The organism is Acidobacteriota bacterium (assembly GCA_016196035.1).
Taxonomy (GTDB): Bacteria; Acidobacteriota; Blastocatellia; order RBC074; family RBC074; genus JACPYM01.
This window is the reverse complement of sequence record JACPYM010000040.1, coordinates 13,353-30,013: the sequence shown is the minus strand read 5'-3', so window position 1 is coordinate 30,013 and position 16,661 is coordinate 13,353. Positions and strand designations below refer to the sequence as shown.

The 16,661-nt window shown below is 57.4% G+C and carries 11 protein-coding genes; 9 read left to right on the top strand and 2 right to left on the bottom strand.

Annotated elements, in window-relative coordinates; all coding sequences use genetic code 11:
• Positions 1-192 precede the first annotated feature (192 nt).
• The 3 genes from HY011_13840 to HY011_13830 all read left to right on the top strand — a co-directional run bounded on the left by HY011_13840 (position 193) and on the right by HY011_13830 (position 4,220).
• Complete coding sequence (locus tag HY011_13840; GenBank protein MBI3424012.1) at positions 193-1,860, top strand: thiol-disulfide isomerase; 1,668 nt, start codon at positions 193-195, stop codon at positions 1,858-1,860.
• Between the two features lie 115 nt (positions 1,861-1,975).
• The gene (locus tag HY011_13835; GenBank protein ID MBI3424011.1) at positions 1,976-2,428 is read left to right on the top strand and encodes a GNAT family N-acetyltransferase; all 453 of its coding nucleotides are present in this window, start codon (positions 1,976-1,978) and stop codon (positions 2,426-2,428) included.
• A 106-nt stretch (positions 2,429-2,534) separates the two neighbouring features.
• The gene (locus tag HY011_13830; protein ID MBI3424010.1) at positions 2,535-4,220 is read left to right on the top strand and encodes a thiol-disulfide isomerase; all 1,686 of its coding nucleotides are present in this window, start codon (positions 2,535-2,537) and stop codon (positions 4,218-4,220) included.
• A 197-nt stretch (positions 4,221-4,417) separates the two neighbouring features.
• Here HY011_13830 and HY011_13825 read toward each other — a convergent pair whose 3' ends face one another.
• Together HY011_13825 and HY011_13820 are read right to left on the bottom strand one after the other, a co-directional pair.
• Positions 4,418-7,303: a lamin tail domain-containing protein gene (locus tag HY011_13825; protein MBI3424009.1), complete on the bottom strand. Its 2,886-nt coding sequence runs from the start codon at positions 7,301-7,303 to the stop codon at positions 4,418-4,420.
• A 338-nt stretch (positions 7,304-7,641) separates the two neighbouring features.
• Complete coding sequence (locus HY011_13820; GenBank protein MBI3424008.1) at positions 7,642-8,178, bottom strand: BON domain-containing protein; 537 nt, start codon at positions 8,176-8,178, stop codon at positions 7,642-7,644.
• Between the two features lie 257 nt (positions 8,179-8,435).
• Between HY011_13820 and HY011_13815 the strand changes: the two genes are divergently transcribed.
• The 6 genes from HY011_13815 (at position 8,436) to HY011_13790 (ending at position 16,618) form a co-directional block, all read left to right on the top strand.
• Entirely contained in the window at positions 8,436-9,470 is a 1,035-nt protein-coding gene (locus HY011_13815) for a gluconolaconase (GenBank protein MBI3424007.1), read from the top strand.
• A 13-nt stretch (positions 9,471-9,483) separates the two neighbouring features.
• Complete coding sequence (larE, locus tag HY011_13810; GenBank protein ID MBI3424006.1) at positions 9,484-10,323, top strand: ATP-dependent sacrificial sulfur transferase LarE; 840 nt, start codon at positions 9,484-9,486, stop codon at positions 10,321-10,323.
• A gap of 129 nt (positions 10,324-10,452) precedes the next feature.
• On the top strand, positions 10,453-11,673 hold the full coding sequence (locus HY011_13805; GenBank protein MBI3424005.1) for a Glu/Leu/Phe/Val dehydrogenase: 1,221 nt from the start codon (positions 10,453-10,455) through the stop codon (positions 11,671-11,673).
• Between the two features lie 296 nt (positions 11,674-11,969).
• Positions 11,970-14,312: a PKD domain-containing protein gene (locus HY011_13800; GenBank protein ID MBI3424004.1), complete on the top strand. Its 2,343-nt coding sequence runs from the start codon at positions 11,970-11,972 to the stop codon at positions 14,310-14,312.
• Between the two features lie 138 nt (positions 14,313-14,450).
• Positions 14,451-16,049: a TIGR03663 family protein gene (locus tag HY011_13795; protein ID MBI3424003.1), complete on the top strand. Its 1,599-nt coding sequence runs from the start codon at positions 14,451-14,453 to the stop codon at positions 16,047-16,049.
• A 200-nt stretch (positions 16,050-16,249) separates the two neighbouring features.
• Positions 16,250-16,618, top strand: coding sequence for a sulfurtransferase (locus HY011_13790; GenBank protein MBI3424002.1), 369 nt, complete (start codon positions 16,250-16,252; stop codon positions 16,616-16,618).
• Positions 16,619-16,661: the final 43 nt, after the last annotated feature.

The window sequence follows — 16,661 nt, the reverse complement described above, 5'->3', positions numbered from 1 at the left end:
CTGACCGGTCAGCCAATAGCCGAAGCACAAGACAGGATTTGCTGGAAGTTGCTGAATCCATTAGGAAAACTCGCTTGACAGCAGAGGCGGGTATGCATACATTTACGCCCGCAAATCGCTTCACGGGCACAGATCGTGCCGCAACCGGTTTGGGCAAACAACAAGATTTTCAAGAGTGAGGGGACTTTCCAGATGCGGATTCAACGTCGTTTTTCCTTTGTGTTGGCGCTGCTGTTTAGCGTCACGATCAGCCTGGCTTGGCTGGCCAGCACGCACGCCAGTGGCAGCAAAAATGCCAAGGCCGTCACGTTTACCAAAGATGTCGCGCCGATTTTTAATAAGCAATGCGCTGAGTGCCACCGTCCGGGTGAGAGCGCGCCGTTCTCGACCTTGAGTTATAAGGACGTGCGGCCTTGGGCGAAATCCATCAAAGAGAAAGTCTCCAACCGCACGATGCCGCCCTGGCATGCCGATCCACACGTGGGCCAGTTCGCCAACGACCGCACGCTGTCGCAAGCCGAGATTGACACGATTGTGGCCTGGGTGGATGGTGGCGCGGCGGAAGGTGATCCGAAAGAACTGCCTCCCGCGCCGAAATTCGCGGCGGGTTGGAACATCGGCACGCCTGATTTGGTTGTGCAAATTCCCGAGCCTTACACCTACAAGCCAGGCGCGGATGAGTATCAATACTTTGATGTAGACCCTAAGCTGACCGAAGACAAATACATCTCGCGCATCGAAGCGCGCCCGACGAATCCGAAAATCGTCCATCACATTCTGGCCTTCATCGTGCCGCCCGGCTCAGCGAATATGTCGAAGCTGACGACCGAGGCGCGTTACAAGGCGATGGAAGCGCAGTTGAAGGATTCGCCGATGTACCGCGATGGCTTTTTGATCCGCATGAAACCCGATCAGCCGGTGCAAGACGACGGTTGTGCGGCGGGCACGGGCGGACGCGGTGGCACGGGCGGCGACTTGCTCGCAGGGTACGCGCCCGGTCACAACGCTGACTCCTTCCCGGAAGGGATCGTGCGCAAGTTGCAAGCAGGCTCGCTCATCCGTTTCCAGATTCACTATTCAAATCAGACGCTGGGCGGCACGGCGGTGGAAAAAGATCAATCCATGATCGGTTTGGTGTTTGCCAAAGAGCACGGCGACAAGCTGATGACGACAGGTTCCATCGGCAATAACACCTTTAAGATTCCCGCTGGCGCCGACAATCATCGCGTGACGGCGTGCCGCACGTTCAAACGCGCGACGACAATTTATGCCTTCCTGCCGCACATGCATTTGCGCGGCAAGAGCATGGAATACAAAGCGATCTATCCCGACGGCAAAAGCGAAGTGCTGATGAGTTCGTCGAAATATGACTTCGCTTGGCAAACCAATTACCTGCTCAAAGAGCCGAAGCGGTTGCCCGCCGGGACGAAGCTGATGGTGACCGCCTATTACGACAATTCGACGAAGAACAAATTCAATCCCGACCCGACCAAAGACGTGCGTTTCGGCGAGCCGACGTATGATGAAATGATGTTGGGGTTCATGGATTACGTCACCGAGATGCCCCCCATTGCGCAAGTTGACCCGAAGGTGCTGGATAGTTACGCCGGCAAGTACATGCTCGACGCGATGAAGATGAATGTGAACGTGACGCGCAAAGGCAACGCGCTGATCGTCAGCATTCCCTTCCGCGCCACGATGGAATTCGTGCCGCAATCCGAGACGAAGTTTTTCATGCAAGGCAGCGACGCCGAATTCACCATCGTCAAAAACGACAAAGGCGAAGTCATCGGCGCTGAAATGAATGGGCAAAAAGTCAGCAAACTGAAAGAGGACACGGCTGGCAGTAGCGGTCAATGATCTCTTCGTAAAATTTGAAGCGCGGATTGCGGAATGCGCTAATGCATTCCGCAATCCGTTTTTAGCGAGGCCTTTTTTCATCTCGCAGGGGCCGCCAGCGCACTGCACCCGCCGTATGCTTAAACTGACACGCACTCACTCAGGCAATGCTGATTTTCAAGCGCTTGTCCGCTTGCTCGACCAGGACTTGCGCGAGCGCGATGGCGCTGAGCACGCCTATTACGCGCAGTTCAACAAAATTGACCAGCTTCAGCACGTCGTCATGGCGTATGTGAATGACGAGGCAGTCGGTTGCGGCGCGTTCAAGCCGTATGCCGGCAACAGCGTCGAAATCAAACGCATGTTCGTCCGGCCCGCTTGGCGCGGAAAGCGCATCGCCCAAACAATCCTGACGGAATTGGAAGCGTGGGCGGGCGAACTCGAGACTGCTGCTTGCGTGTTGGAGACGGGCAAGCGACAGCCCGAAGCCATTCGCCTCTATCAACGCTGCGGCTACGAAATCATGCCCAACTATGGGCAATACGCCGGTGTCGAAAACAGCGTCTGTATGCAAAAGCTGCTGCGCTGAAATCCGCCGGGGAAAAAAGCTGCACCTTTTCTGCCGCCTTGTGCGTATGCGCAATCGGCACTCTTGCCGCAAGATTCGATTCAACGATCAGAAGGAGCCTCTACCAATGCGCAAACCCTCGCTGCTTTTCGCCGCGCTGTTCATTGCCGGATTGCTGTTCAGCTTGCCCAGCGCGCAAGCCGATTCGACAAAAGCGCCCGCCAAACAAGTCACCTTCACCAAAGATGTCGCGCCGATCTTTTTCAAGAATTGCGCGCAATGCCACCGCCCCGATGACATCGCGCCGTTTTCGGTGCTGTCGTACAAAGACGTGCGGCCCTGGGCCAAATCCATCAAAGAACAAGTCGCCAATCGCCAGATGCCGCCCTGGCACGCCGACCCGCACTTCGGCCAGTTTGAAAACGAAGCGCGGCTGACGCAAGCCGAGATTGACACCGTAACGGCCTGGGTGGATGGCGGCGCAAAAGAAGGCAGCCCAAAAGATTTGCCGCCCGTGCCTGTGCGCAACGCGGCTTGGGAAATCGGTCAGCCGGATGTCGTGTTGCAAATGCCGGAGCCATTCACGCTGTCGGGCAAGAACGCCGACGATTACATTTACATCCGCGTGCCGACTGGCTTTACCGAAGACAAGTGGATTCAGGCGGGCGAGTTCCGCCCCGGCAATCGCAAGGTTGTGCATCACGCCGTCGTGTTTATCGAAACGCCGCTGATGTACCGGCTGGCGCAGGACGATGCCAAAAAGGGCGGCGGCGACGTGCACAATCCGATTTCTGTTTTTCAGTCGCAAAAATCTTCGACCGAATACCGCGATGGCTCGGTCAATCGCACCAAGCCCGACGCGCCAGTCGTCAATGACGCTTGCGGCGCGAAACGCAACAGCGGCGGCGGCGGCACGCCCTTGCTGTCGGCTTACGCGCCGGGCCGCAATGCCGACATCTATCCGGCGGGGATGGCGAAACGAATTCCGGCGGGCTCAAATCTGATCTTCCAGATGCATTACGCCAAGACGAACAGCAACGCCGAAACCGACCGCACCAGCATCGCGCTGGTCTTCGCCAAACAACCGGTCGAGAAAATGGTTGAGACGCTCTTGATCGTCAATGACCTTTTTGCCATTCCGCCCGGCGCAGAGAACCACGAGGCCAACGCCTGCCACACGCTGCGGCGCGATGTCGAATTGATCAATTACATGCCGCATCTGCACGTGCGCGGCAAGGACATGAAATACGAAATCGCCTACGCCGACGGCAAACGCGAGACGCTGATCAACGTGCCCGCTTATGATTTCAACTGGCAGACACTCTACAAACTGAAACAGCCGCTAGCCGTGCCCAAAGGCGCGAAGCTGATCGTGACGGCGCACTTCGACAATTCGGCTAAAAACAAAAGCAATCCTGATCCGACCAAAACCGTGCGCTTTGGCGAACCGACCTACGACGAAATGTTGGTGGGCTTTATGGACACGGCGCGCCCGAAACCAGCGGATCGTCCGGTGGCGAAGCTGAGCACGCAGCAACTGGATGCGTATGTCGGTGAGTATTCGGGCGGCCTGGTCAAATTCCGCGTCGAACGCGAAGGCAACACGCTCTTTTTTGTCATCCCGAATCAGGCTGCGCTGCCGGCGACGCCGGAGTCGGAAACGAAGTTTTACTTCAAGGATGCCGAAGGCGCTGAGGTGAGCTTTACTAAAAATGAGCAAGGCGAAGTGACCGACCTGAACGCGGTCTTCGGCCAGCAAAAGATTGCGGCCAAGCGGGTGGGGAAAGGGCCAGCGGCGGGCGAGAATAAATAGAGCGGTTTGCAATTGCGTTTACGGGAGTCAGTTGACGCTGGGACAGTACCGCGCGCATGAGCAAGCGGCCTATTGGCAGTTCAGCCACTAGGGCAAGCTTGACGCGCCGCTTGCTGACGCGCGCGGTACTGTCCCGCTGCGCGTCGAGGGGTAAGTTGCAAGGGGAGGCGAGGTAACATTCGCCTCCCCTTTTTGCGTCAGCACGTCGGCGGAAACACCGGCACGATCAAACTCGATTCGGTCGTCAGCGTCAGATGATGCAGGTTGTGGCCTTGATTGAAGGCGTTGCTGTTCGTGCCGCTGTTCGGATTGAAATTGAGCGCTGCGCCGACAAACGCGCCATCGCTGCCGCGCGCCAGTTTTAACCAACCGGAGCGGCCCGCCGGAATGATGGTCGGCACACGCGGGGCTGTGCGCGGGAAACTGGCGTTGATGACAGCGCGGAATTGGCGGCGCGTGGTCGAAAATTCAAAGCTGTAGGGCGCTTCGGCATCGTTGTAAAGCACGCCCGTGATCGAACCGAGCGTGTTGAGACCCGTCGCCAGATTGCCGCTCAACCGGTCTAAGATCAGCAAGGTCGCGTTGCCATCCGCCGGGCTGGGCAGGTTATCGAGCGCCAAGGTGCGCGGCGTGGCGTTGTATTGCACGCCATCGAATTTCAGTTCCGCCGTGCTGGCCTGTTCGTCGCAAGGCACCGCACCAAGCGCGGCAAAGGCGATGGCGGGCAGATTGGCGGCGTGGCCCGCTGCCAGCTTCACAAATTCATCCCCGACCAGATAGTTGAAATTGACCGGACAGCCGAGTCGTTCATCGCTGGCGACGGCGATCAAATAGCCCGCCACATCGGGATCGAGATCGGACATCAAAAAGCTAACCGTCTGATTCGGCGTCAGGCACAGATAGCCATCCGCCACGCCGGTTGTATCGTCAGCGATGAAAAAGAGGTGCACTGTCGCGCGGCGCTGCGGATGCAGGTTGGTCAGGCTGATGCGCGTGTTCTCGCGGTTGAGCGCGGCGGGATCGGAGCTATAGAACGGAAAGACCAGCACGGAACCCGCGCGTTGATCGCTCGCTTCGGCTTTGGCGGGGAAGAGTTGGCCCGCCGCGACCGGCTGGCAATTGGCCTGCTGGCATTGGCTGGCCGTCAGTGTGGCGTTGTTGAGGCCGTCGTTGTCGGAATCGTAATTGATCGTCGCATTGAGGCAGAGCAGGGGATCGGTGGCCGCCGCCTCTTTGACCTGAATCTGAAACCGTAACGTCACCGTTTCGCCCAACGGCACCACACCGTTCCAGTCGAGTTGGCCGGCGTTGGTAAGCGTGCAGGTGCCCGTGCCAATCGTGACGCAACTGTCTGGCACAAAGGCCAGCGCGGGCGTGAGTTTGGCGATGAATTCGGAGCCGGGATTGTCGAGTTGGTTGCGCGTGCCGACGTTGGTCAGATTGGCTTCGACCAGCAGCACATCGCCGATGCCGGTGCAATTCGAAAGTTCCTGCACCGCCAGCATCGCATTGTTGTTATCGAAAATTGCGCCGCTGCCGCACACGTTGAAACCCGTCGCCGAATTGCGCGGGAGTGGCGCGCCCGTGGCGAAATTGGCCGTGTTGTTATTCGTATCGCCGCAGCCGTTGCCCGCGCGCCGAATGGCATTGGTGGCGCTGGGCGCGGGGGCAGGCGCTGCGCCTTCAAAACAGGTCGCCGTGTTGCCGTAACCAACGAAATCCACCAAGCCGCCGCCGGACGGACAGCCCGTGCCGTTCGCAATCAACGCTGCATTGTTAAGCAAAGCGACTTTGCCTGCGGTCGCTGCCAATGACAGCGTTCCAGTGACGTTGGGCGTAGGCAGCGGCGCGCCATTCGCTCCGCCCGAATCCTGCTGAATCAGGAAGTACTGGCCGGGTTGCAGGGTGCCGGTGAGGTCGGTCTTTTGCCACGTCCCGCTGGTCGCCGCAGCGTATTGCACCGACCAGCCCGTGATGTCTACGGGTTGATTGCTGCGATTGAAGATCTCGATGAAATCGTTTGTGAAGGGCGCGCCGCTGTTGCCGCCGCCGCCATACACCTGGCTGATGACGATGTCGCCCGCGACGATGGGCGCGCGGACTTGCAGAGAAATGTTGGTCGAACTCGTGCGGCTTTGCGCATCGGCCAGCGTAATCGGCAACACTTTCAAACCAGGCGTGAGGTTGGCTGGAATCGCGGCCTGAAACGAAAAGATGTTGTCATTCGCGGTGGCGTCGCCGTTCGTGCCATTGTCGAAGAAGGTTTGATTGGCCGCGCCGCCAATGCCCGTCAAATCGCCGCGCACAGTGATGCCGGTGCTGGGCGGATTCGCGCCGGGGGCCACTGTGACGGTCAGCAAGGCGCCCGCGCCGGTGAGCACCGGATTGGGTGCGGCGCTGGCATTGCCGGTCGGCGGCGTTGAAGTGCTGCACGGCGCGAGTGGCGAAGCGATGTTGCGCGGATTGGCTGCGGCGGCGCTGAAATCAGTCGCGTTGTTGTCATTGTCGGTGCAGCCGCTGGCCGCGCGAAAAACGGCGTTGGTCGCACTCGGCGCAGGCGTTGGGTTGCTGCCCTCAAAACAATTCGTGCCGCTGCCGTATCCAACCAGATCAACCAGCGATGCGCCACTGGGGCAAGCGGTGCCGCTGGCAATCAACGTTGCGCTATTGAGCAGGGCGACTTTGCCCGCTGTCGCCGCCATTGCAATCGTGCCGGTGACATCCGGCGTCGGTAACACAGCGCCATTCGTACCGCCGGAAGCCTGTTGGATCAGCAGATACTGGCCCGGTTGCAAGCTGCCAGTCAGATCAGTCTTTTGCCAGGTGGTACCCGTTGAAGACGCATATTGAATTGACCAGCCACTGAGATTGACCGCCGCCGGGCCGCGATTGAAAAGTTCGATGAAATCATTGCGCCACGTCGCGCCGCTGTTGCCCCCCGCGCCATAAATTTGACTGATGACGATGTCGGGGGAAGCGGCCAGCCGTGCCGAAATGGGTGGAAACTGAAAATTCAAAGCCAAGAAAAACAAGGCCAAGGCACTGGCCCAAAGACTGCGGCGAATGGAAGCCTGCTGAAGCATGGCGATCCTCCTGATGATATTGGTTGAGTCGTGAACCGGGTTTAGGCTGAACTGCGAACGGTAAAAAACAATGACCGAGAAAATGGCTGGCAATACATCGTTGCCGAGTTGATTTATCGTGGTTGAGTGGCGCTGTCGAATACGACTTCCAAACTGCAATGGCTTGGCGGAAGTGCGTTCAACGTGGCGGAGTCTAGCGCCGAACGGATACGCGGTCAATGCAGTGGCCTGTCAAAAACAAAAAGGCTGGCAAGTTCACCGCTTGCCAGCCATCAAGTTTCCTTCACCTCTCAGGAGGGATCACCAATGGACAGTAGTAACTCGTCGTAACTTGCGTGTTAGTTTCTTTCGATCCGCAAGTTGTTAGTCACCGAGAAAACGTTCGGGACGCCGTTCGCCGCCAGATAAGCGCGCGTGGCATCGCCTTTGTTATTCACCACGCCTTCCAGGGTGACGTTCCCGTTTTTCACGATGATGTGAATCGGGGGGACGGCTTGAATCGAAAGCCGATCCAAGCCAGGTTGGCGATAAATCGCGCGGTAAGTCGCCAACCGAATCCGGTCATCGAAGGACGAGAGCGGGAGCACCTCGATCTTATTCACCACATCTTCTACTCCTGCGACCTTCTCCACTACCCGCTCTGCGTCCTTGCGCAGCGTGGGACGCGCTACCTGACCGTAAAGCGTCACCACACCATCCTCGTATTTGAACGCCAGGTTGTCGAACACGCTGTAGAAGGGCAAGGTGATAAGCTCCTTGCGAATCTTCTTAAGCGTCTTGTCTGTCTCTTCCGGCGTGTTGGATTTCGCCAGCGACGGCAGGGTCGTTGCGAAAGTCAGCATCATCAGAAACGCAGTTGCAATTAATTTTTTCATAGTCCTCTTTGCCTCCCATTTGTTAGTAACAGAGAAACCGCGCATCATTTCAAACATCTTGTCATCAAGGTTCGCGGCCTTAGACGAGACTACCTAGCCGCTGGTTGGTTATTTTGGCGAATGAGAGAAAGAAAATGTACTTGCTGTGTTGGCTGCCGCGTACCGTAGCAAGCGTCGCGTTTGTCATCACCGGATGCCTCGCGTATCATTGTTTTTGCTTGGAATCCAAATGCCAAATCACACGGAGAAAATTGCGGATGGCTGAATTAGGCGAGGCTTCGATCAAACGCTTGCTACCACGCGCTGGCGTTGAAGGCGGCGAGGTAATCGTCTCGTGCGAAGGGTTCGACACGTCGGATTTTACGGCGTGCCGCGCCAGCTTTGCTGGCTTGCGTGGGCGCTTGGTGGGAGCTTCGCCCACGCGCGTGATCGTCGGGGTGCCGGAATATGAGATCGGTTTCAGCGCCAGGGAATTGATTTTGGAAAGCGTCGGCATGGATTTAACCACCGCGTTTACGTTGGGCGAAAAACTGGCCGACAACTTGCACCCGGTTGCGAATCCGGCGGTGGATCGGGATGACGGCAGCATCTATGTAACGCTGTCCGGTTCGCGCGGGCAGAAAGTCCCGGTTTCGATCTATAAAATTGCGGCGGATGGAATGGTGGAGCCATTCCTCTCGGACATCGTCAATCCAACTGGCATGGCGTTTGATAGCGAAGGTGTATTGCATGTAACGAGCCGGTACGAAGGTGAACTCTATCGCGTCACGCCGTTCAAAGAAGTAACGACGCTGGCGACTGAATTAGGCGTGGCCACCGGGATCGCGTTTGACCGGCGCGGGGTTATTTACGTTGGTGATCGCAGCGGGACGATCTTTCAGGTGAACGAATTGGGTGAAGCGCGGCCCCACGCGACGCTGGAACCGAGTGTTTCGGCCTATCATATGGCGTTTGGCCCGGATGGCGATTTGTATGTGTCTGGCCCCACGGTTTCTTCGTTTGAAACGATCTGGCGCGTTGACGCGATGGGCGAGGCGACGAGTTTCTATCGCGGTCTGGGCCGTCCGCAGGGATTGGCCTTTGATGAGGACGGGAATTTGTATGTCGCGGCTTCCTTGCGCGGTCAGCGCGGCATCGTGCGTATTTCACCGGACGGTGAGCGCGCGGAAATGGTCGTGGCGGGTGGCGCCCTGGTCGGGTTGGCCTTCGATGAGCAGGGCAACATGATTGTCGTCAGCACGCAGAAGGTTTATCGCTTGCCGTTGGGCATCAAGGGATATTCGGTTTTCTAACGAGTGAATAGGAATGGATCATTCAACTGCCACTGTGCAGACCTTGAGTTTGGAAGCCAAAGAAGCCGCGCTATGCCGTGTGTTGCGCGAATTGGAATCGGTGGTGGTGGCCTACTCCGGCGGCATTGATAGCGCCTATCTGGCTTACGTCGCGGCGCGTGAACTCGGCGCGCGTGCTTTGGCGGTGACGGGTGAGAGTCCGAGCTATCCTGATTTTCAACGGCAGGATGCGCTCACAGTCGTTGCGCAATACGGCATCCCGCACGAGTTCATCGTGACCGAAGAGATTCACGACGCCAACTATCAGGCCAACCCCGCTAATCGCTGTTATTTCTGCAAGCATGAATTGTTCACGAAGCTGAGCGCGCTGGCTGCGGCGCGCGGGTTCGCCTGGGTTTGCGACGGTAACAATGCTGATGATGTGGGCGATTATCGTCCGGGGCGAAAAGCCGCAGGCGAGTTGAACGTGCGCAGCCCTTTGCTCGAAGTCGGCCTGAGCAAGCATGACATTCGCACGCTGGCAAAAGCGGCGGGGCTGCCGATCTGGGATCGTCCGGCGTCGGCGTGTTTGTCGTCGCGCATCCCTTATGGCATGCCGGTGACGATTGAAAAGCTTTCGGTAATTGAGCGCGGCGAGGCCAAATTGCGGGCGCTGGGATTTAACCTGATGCGCGTGCGACACCACGGCGAGGTGGTGCGCATCGAAATTGCGCCGGAAGAGTTGCCGAAGGCTTTGAGCTTAGAGATGACGCAACGAATTGCTACCGCCTTCAAACAACTTGGGTTTAAGTTCGTGACGCTTGATTTAGAGGGCTACCGAACTGGGGCCTTAAACGAAGTTTTGAAAAACTAAACAGACAGCAAGGCGAGTGAGGCTGATTCACTCGCCTATTTTTTTGAGTAGACACAGGAGCAAGCAGTGCCAGGCCAAGTTTTCGTAGATGATATTCGCGAGATTCGGGAAGAGAATCCGTTTGAATCCATGATGGAGCGCTTCGATCACGCGGCGCAATTGTTGAAACTCGATCCTGATCTGTACAAGGTTTTGCGCGTGCCCAACCGCGAAGTGACGGTTTACATCCCGGTGTTTATGGATGACGGCCACATCGAAGTCTTCACCGGTTATCGCGTCCAACATAATTTCGCGCGTGGCCCAGCCAAGGGCGGGATTCGTTTCGCGCCGAACGTCACGTTGGATGAAATTCGCGCGCTGGCGGCCTGGATGACTTGGAAATGCGCGGTGGTCAACATCCCGTTCGGCGGCGCCAAAGGCGGCGTCATTTGCGATCCGACGCATATGTCGCTGGGTGAATTGGAACGCATGACGCGGCGTTATACCGCTGAATTGATTGATTTCATCGGCCCCGAACGCGACGTGCCCGCGCCGGACATGAACACCAACGAACAGACGATGGCGTGGATCATGGACACCTATTCAATGCACGCGCGTCACACGGTGACGGCGGTGGTGACGGGCAAACCGATTAATCTTTCCGGTTCCAAGGGGCGCCGTGAAGCGACCGGGCGCGGCTGTTTATTCGTGATTGATGAGGCGGTCAAAAAATTTGGCCTGAAGAATGCTGAGACCTGCGTCGTCATTCAAGGATCGGGCAATGTTGGTGGCGTGGCTGCGGAATTGATGCAAGATGCAGGTTACAAAATCGTGGCGCTCTCCGACATTCACGGGGGCATCTATAATCCGCGCGGGTTGGATGTGAAAGATGCGCTCGCCTATTTGGCCAAGCATAAGAGCTATGAGAAATATCCGCACGCTGAACCGGTTTCCAACATGGAGTTGCTGGAATTGGATTGTGACGTGCTCTTACCGGCGGCAACCGAGAATCAAATTACCAGCGGCAATGCTGATCGCATCAAATGCAAAATCCTGTGCGAAGGCGCAAACGGCCCGACCACGGCGGCGGCAGACGACATCCTGGAACGCAAAGGTATCTTCGTGATTCCTGATATTCTGGCCAACGCGGGCGGCGTCACATGCAGCTATTTTGAATGGGTGCAGGATCGCATGGGCTATTTTTGGAAGGAGCAGGTGGTTAATGAGCGGCTCCAGGACATCATCGTGGAAAGCTTTTTAGAGGTAGTGCGCTGCGCCGAAAGTTACAGCGTTAATATGCGCATCGCCGCCTATATGCTGGCGATTGATCGCGTCGCGCAAAGCACCAAAGTGCGGGGAATATATGCTTAAAGCAGTGGTCAGTGGTCAGTGGCCAGTGGGGAGTGGGGAGTTACGGACTGGCCACTGGCCACTGACCACTGACCACTGACCAGCGTCGCTAAGTTGTTGTCCAAAGAGGCAAAATTGAATTGACACCTTGTACCCTATCGTATAGATTTTGCACGCAGTTTTCCTTTTGTCATTCACATTTGCGGTACGATCTGAGAGCAGTAAAAGGGCGAGCTAAGAAGGAAACTGAGATCGTACCGGCAGAGAATACAAACCTAATGAAGTCTATTGTCACCCACTCTTCCAGGAGGAGATATATGAATTTTGCGAGAAAAACGCTCGGTCTGGTGTTAGCGCTCCTGCTCGTGGGGGCTGCTGTCAATGCGCAGACCAAACGGTCAGAAGATGACCCTCGCAACCCGGCCCCAACCGTCAATGGCGGCACTGGCCTTTTTACGGTTTATGATGCCCAGACGTTGCGCAAGGGCGAGTTCAATATCGGGTTCTTCGCCAATCATTTTCATCGCGATCCCGGTGACGTTGCCTGGCAAGTTTATCCGTTTAATTTCACCATCGGTATCAGCGATCACTTCGAATTTTTTGCCAATCTTGAAGCGCAACGCGTCGTTTCGGTCGGCACCCCGGCACTGTTGAGCGGTTTCTACCTGCCGGATGTTCGTACCAAAACCCTGGCGCCAGGCCGTCTGGTCATTGTGCCGGGCACCAACAGCGCCTCGGTTTTGGCGGGCGACCCTTGCGGCAATGGCGGTTTCCCCGGCCCTTGCCGCGTGCCTGGTTCATTAACCGTGATTGGCCCCTTTACCGCGCGCCCGAGTGGCAATAACACGGCGGTCTATGTCGGTCTGGGCGCTCCGGTGGGCGGCATCCTGCCCGCCCTGCTACCCAACACCAGTCCGAATTATTTGCCGAATGCGCCTTTCCTGGCGCGCTTCTCCGATCATCATTTAGGTGATTTGTGGTTGGGCGGCAAAATCCGGTTCACCGGGCCGAACAATCCGTTTGGCCTCTCGTTGATTCCGTTATTAAAAATCCCGACCACGCGCGATCTGAACAGCGGTTTGGAACGGGGCCGCGGCACGGGCGGGTTTGATTATGGTGTAATCGCCGCATTGGATGGCCGGTTGCATAAATACATCAATCTCTCGACCAACATCGGCTTCATCAAAATCGGCGACCCGCGCGCTGAAGACATGAACCTTGGCCCGCTCTGCGTTGGTTGCGGCGTCATTCAGGGCTTTGGCAGCAGCGACCGCGCGCTGGATTTGCCGAATGAATTGCGCGCCGGCATCGGCTTTGACTTCCCGTTAAGCCGGTACTTGCAACTCATCACCGAAGTGAAGGCCACGCACTACGTCAGCAGCCGCACGCCTTCACTTTTGAAAAACAGTCCGGTAGATTTCGTTGCCGGCGCGCGCATCTTCCCGACCCGCTGGATTTCGATCAGCGCGGCCTATCAACGCCATTTGAACTGGATGGACGAAATAGATTCGCACCACAGCCCGAACGGCTTTATCGCCGGGTTCTCAATCGGTCATATGAATGACCGCAAGGAACCTGTGCTGCCCAACCAGCCGCCGACCGTCAACCTCGGTCTCGGTGCGGTGACGCAAGGCTCGTCCGATGTGACGCGTGAATCGGCGGCGACCGTTTGCGCGGGCGACAAGGTGGCGTTGAATGCGTCGGCTTCCGATCCCGATGGCGACACATTGCTTTATTCGTGGAATGCCTCGGGTGGCCGCATCGTCGGCGACGGCGCGAATACGTCGTTCGATACGACGGGTTTGGCGCCGGGCGAATACACGATCACCGTGCAAGTGGACGATGGTTGCGGTTGCGTCGCTTATGACTCGAAGACGATTCGCGTGACCAACTGCCCGCCGCTGGCGATCTGCTTCGATCCGAACATGAGCGTGACGGCGGACAAGACCTCGATTGATGCCGGTGAAGCGGTCAACTTCTCGACCAATGGTGTGACGGGTGGCCGCAACTACGGCGACGTGCGTTACGAATGGTCGTCCACCGCAGGCACGATTGCCGGCAACGGCATGAGCGCGCGTTTGGACACGACCGGTGTCGCGCCAGGTACGAACATCAGCGTGACCGTCAAGGCCACGTCAAGCGGCGGAGTGAATTGCTCGGCCAGTGGTTCGACGAACATCAGCGTGAAGGTGCCGCCGCCGCCGCAGCCAACACCGGTACCGCGTGAACTGGCACCGTGCAATACGTTCAAGCTCAACAATGCGCGTGTGGACAACGCCTGCAAGAGCGTGTTGCAGCAAACGATCATTCCGGCGCTTCAAAGCGAACCGCAATCCGCCATCATCATTGATGGTTATCGTGCGGCGGACGAGAAACCGGAGGCGCTGAGCATGCAGCGGGCGAAGAACGCGCGTGACCGTTTGGCCGATGGCGGCCTGGGCACGGCGATTGACGCCAACCGCATCACGGTGCGCGACGGCGGCGTTTCGTCCGACGGTTCGCAAATCCGCATCTGGCTGGTTCCGCCGGGCGCGGCTACGCCTGCTGGCGGCACGGTCGTGGATGCCGGCCAAGTCGAACCGGAGAAGAAAGCTCCGGTGCGGCGTGTCAAAGGCAAAGGCAAAGGCAAGCCCAAGGCGAAAGCCAAGAAGAAGATGTAAACTCGTGTTTGGCTGGTTCGCTTGAACATGGAGGCAGGTGGTCTATAGATCACCTGCCTCTTTTTGCGTGCGCTGATCGGGCCTGGTTGTCGTGGTCTAACGGCAATGCAAGACACCCCGCACGGTTGGTACGTTCACATGATTGAAATCAGAAGAAACGAAAAGCTGGTGAGTGTGGGTTTGTTCGTACTAGCCGTCCTCGTGGGCGGTTGGTTCCGCTTTGCCCAACTTTCGCTCAAGCCGTTTCATCACGACGAAGGTGTCAATTCTTATTTCCTGCTGGCGCTCGCCAAACAGGGCAGTACCGCCTACAAATACAACCCCGAAAATTATCATGGCCCGACGCTTTACTACTTCGCGTTGATGGCGCTGCGGGCGTTTGGCGAGAGCGATTTTGCTTTGCGCTTCTGGCCCTGCCTGTTTGGCGTGCTGTCCATCGTGTTGCTGTGGTGGTGGCGCGAACATCTGGGCACAGTCGGTTTGCCGGTGGCGGCGTTTTTGATGGCGCTATCGCCCGGCCTGATCTTTTTCTCGCGGTACTTCATTCACGAAATGATGTTCGGCTGGTGCTCGCTGGCGATTGCGGTGGGCGCGTGGCGTTATGCCGCGACCAAGGATTTCAAATGGATGGCGCTCGTGGCGATTGCCGCCGGGATTTTGTTCGCCACCAAAGAGACGGCGTTGATTACGGCGGTCGTGCTGCTGGTCGCACTCATTTGCGCCAGCCTGTGGGATATTGTGCGGATGCTCTTGCACGAGCATCGGTTTACGCCTGCGGCTTTGGTGAAACAGCTTCGCCGCGACTGGGCGGCTGTGCGGCCCTCGCTGGATCACGCCCTCTCGGCGCTGATTATCTTCATTTTCATCAACGTCTTTTTCTATTCCTCGGCCTTTACCAACTGGGGCGGCGTCGCGGATGCGTTCAAGGCCATCATGCATTGGACGAAGGAACGCAGCGGCACCGACCACGTGCATTCAACGTTTTACTATCTGGGCATCTTGCTCAAACTCGAATTGCCGTTGCTGGTTGGCGGCGTACTGGCCGGGCTGGTCATCCTCTGGCGCGGCACGCGCTTCTGGTTGTTTGTGGGCGCGTGGACGTTCGGCATCACGCTGGCCTATTCCGTTATCCCTTACAAAACGCCCTGGCTGATGGTTAGCATTCTGTTGCCGCTGGCGTTGGTGTGTGGCTATGCGGCTGAACAGTTGTATGGATTGTTCGCGCCCTTGACCTGGCGCGTAGTGTGGCTGGGCCTTTTACTTTTCACCCTGATTATCTGTTGGCGCATGGCGCGCCTCGTCAACTTCGAAAAGTACGAAGACAATTCCAACAGTACGGCCTATTTCGCCGACTGGGGCAAGCAACTCAAACTGACGCCCTACTTGGATGGACAGTATGGCTACGTCTACGCACAAACCGACCGCGACTTTCTCGAATTTGTGCGGACAGTCAAACAGGCTGCCGCACAATTCCCGACGCAAAAGGAAACCGGCATTCACGTCGGCTCGCCCGAATACTGGCCGCTGCCCTGGTATTTGCGCGACTATCCCAACGTCGCCTATTCGGGCACATTGCCAGAAAAACTGGATGAAGGTGCGCTCGTCCAACCCATCGTGATTGCGCGCGCCGATCAGCAACCACGTATGCAAGAGGCTCCCGGTTGGCGGCAAGTCGGGCGCGAGTACACGTTGCGTCCGGGCGTGCAGTTGTTGGTTTATGTGCGGGATGAGCAATGAAACAATTTAGGCCAGTTTTTACTTTGGTAGAAGGGAAAACTGGGTGCCGGAACGGTACCGCGCGCGTGAGCAAGCGGAGACTACGCCACTGTACCAGTCCGCCAGACTTGACGCGCCGCTGGCCGACGCGCGCGGTACCGCCCCGGCGCGGCAACTGCCCCTAAACGTATTTGCAAACCGTTCTAGAAAAGGAGCAAGCAATGATCCATTCAGCAGCATTTGAACAACTCTGTGCCGACGCGCGCAGTCGCGTGCGCGAGATCACGGCGAGCGAAGTCAAAGCCCAATTGGCGGCAGGCGCCTCCTTGCATTTCATTGATGTGCGCGAAGATCACGAATGGGAGATTGATCGAGCCGCCGGCGCTCAGCATCTTGGGCGCGGCATTCTCGAACGCGACATCGAAAAACTGGTGCCGGAAAAAGACGCCGAGATCGTGCTCTATTGCGGCGGCGGATACCGCTCAGCCCTGGCGGCGGATAATTTGCAGCGGATGGGGTACACCAACGTGCACTCAATGGCGGGCGGCATCAAAGCCTGGCGCGAGGCGGGGTATCCGTTGGAGAAATAACCGATCAGGCTATTGTTCATTGTTCATTGTTCATCGGTTCGTT